The organism is Frankia sp. KB5, from assembly GCF_002099325.1.
GTDB classification, from domain to species: Bacteria; Actinomycetota; Actinomycetes; order Frankiales; family Frankiaceae; genus Frankia; species Frankia casuarinae.
Window position 1 is genome coordinate 1 of record NZ_MRUJ01000268.1, and the last position, 1,946, is coordinate 1,946.

General features: G+C 72.1%; 2 protein-coding genes and 2 pseudogenes. 3 read left to right on the top strand and 1 reads right to left on the bottom strand.

Annotation, left to right across the window (positions count from 1 at the left end):
- Positions 1-273 (top strand): annotated as a pseudogene (locus tag KBI5_RS21705) (hypothetical protein); the annotation flags it as partial.
- Between the two features lie 26 nt (positions 274-299).
- On the opposite strand, the gene KBI5_RS21710 reads toward KBI5_RS21705, so the two are convergent.
- Entirely contained in the window at positions 300-698 is a 399-nt protein-coding gene (locus tag KBI5_RS21710; RefSeq protein ID WP_085016288.1) for a hypothetical protein, read from the bottom strand.
- A 148-nt stretch (positions 699-846) separates the two neighbouring features.
- Here KBI5_RS21710 and KBI5_RS21715 point away from each other — a divergent pair, with 148 nt between their 5' ends.
- Together KBI5_RS21715 and KBI5_RS27405 are read left to right on the top strand one after the other, a co-directional pair.
- Positions 847-1,329, top strand: a complete 483-nt coding sequence (locus tag KBI5_RS21715; RefSeq protein ID WP_085016289.1) for a hypothetical protein — start codon at positions 847-849, stop codon at positions 1,327-1,329.
- Positions 1,330-1,722: 393 nt separating this feature from the next.
- A pseudogene (locus tag KBI5_RS27405) lies at positions 1,723-1,946 on the top strand (hypothetical protein); the annotation flags it as partial.

A 1,946-nucleotide genomic window follows, 5' to 3' on the forward strand; every position in this document is an offset into this window, starting at 1 on the left:
GTCCGGCTGCGTTCCCCCTACACCGGCGGGCCGGTGCTGGAGGACGACGGCGAGATGCACGTCATCCTCTGGGTGCTCTGGGACGAGGACGAGGGCCACGAATCGGGGATGGTCCCCTTCCGGCGCAAGCGCGACGGCACACCCGTCTTCGACGCGTTTGACGACTCGGACTACATCTTCTCGATTCCCCTGAGCCCCGGGGGCGGCCCCGGCCTCGTCCTGCTGCGGGAACTGCTCGACGAGAACCTGCAACGGCGACGCACCCGCCCCTAACCTGCCCCGCCAGGCACGTGGCCGGTTCAGCGCGGGCTGACGTGGTTCAACCAGCGCACCAGCGGGGCGGCGCCGTCCCGGGCCAGGTCGATCACGGTCGCGGTGTCCCGTAGCGCGCGGGCGACGAGCACCCCGGCGACCGCGACCGGGCCGGGATGCCGGCTCGCGAGGTAGGCGAAGTCGCCGTCGCCCGTCACCAGCAGCAACGGCTCCTCGTCGCTGCGGTAGGCACCCGCGAGCGCAAGATCCGCGCGCTGCCAGCCCTCGGCGGCCACCAGCCGGCACTGCGCCGGCCAGCGTACCGCCGCCAACCGCCCGGCCGCGCCCGCTGCGGTCACCGCGCACCCGTAGCCGCCGACGATCCGCATCGTCACCGTCATCCACCGGGCCGCGAGATTGTCCGCGTCCGCCAGGACCTGCACCACAACCCCAGGACCATAGCCAGCGGCCGGCGGCACGGGACGTGCATGGCCGCATACGGTGGACAAGCCCACGCGCCGGCTACACCCTCAACCGCCGTTCCACCGCCACGGAATCCGGAACGGTATTTCCCGGACCCTGCTGGAGGCCGCGATGAACGACGCCACCTGGAGCCTGGTGACCGACGTCGTGGACCGCGTCCAGCAGTCCATCCGGATGACCGACTACCCGGCGATCGTCATCCTCGACGGGGACCGCCGCCAGATCCTGTCCGACTACGACTACGTCCAGAGCGAGACCGCCCGGACCGGCTTCGAGAACCGCGCCGCCGAGCTCGCCCGCACCCTGCACGCCCGCCGGTTCACCTTCGCCGTCCCGCAGATCATCGAGACGCTCCCTGGCAGCCTCGAAGCCCACGCGTTCTCCGTCCGGCCCCTGCGTAACGGCGAGCAGGAAAGCGTGGTCTGGACCGCCTACGACGCCGACGACGGCGTCGACTACGGCTGGGCCCCCTACACCCGCCGGCCAGACGGCCAGCCCGTCTTCGACAAGCCCACCACGTTCCACCTGCCGGCCCGGCCCACCGACACCTTCCCTGGCGTCCGCCTGCTCCGCCTTCTCACCGACGACGAGTAGGCCAGATGAGTAGGCCAACGCCCGCCTAGCCTTGTCCCGGGCCCGCCCACCGGGCGTTCCCGGGCCGCCAGCCTCGGCCGGCTCGCCCTCCGCGCGTTCGCTGAGCGGCCAGCGCGCTCAGCGAACGACCCGAGCCGGTAAGCGGCTGTGCCCCGCCCGCCAGCCAGAAGCGCTGGGAGCCCACGTCCCAGCGTGTGCGAGCGGGCGTCATCTACCGCTGTCTCTGAGCCGCTGCCCAGCTTCCCGGTCGGCATGCCGCCGACCGCCCGCAGGGTGGGCGCCGATGTCGGCGACACCGCCTCCCGGTCCTCGTTGTGCGCCGGGTCGCGCTCGCACGGCGACGCATCGCGGGGGCCGGCGTCCGCCACCTGCGCTAACTCTCGGAGATCTTCCATGCCCGCATCTGACGACTTTCCGCTACCAGATGGGTACACGACGCTTCGAGTCTCTCCGCGTTCCCGGCTCATCCACTGCACGCTCCCCGATGCGGAGGTAACCCTCTGCGTTCGCAGGTTCGGCGAGCGGACGCTGTCCCCGGACCGGACTGGCCCCGCCGCAGCCGTGTGCGAGCGCTGCGCAAGCGTGGCGGCCCTGCACCCGCTCGACCGGTTCCCGCC

Excerpts from the sequence above, each read along its gene's own strand:
- KBI5_RS21715 (WP_085016289.1), top strand. The coding sequence starts at position 847 with ATGAACGACGCCACCTGGAGCCTGGTGACCGACGTCGTGGACCGCGTC.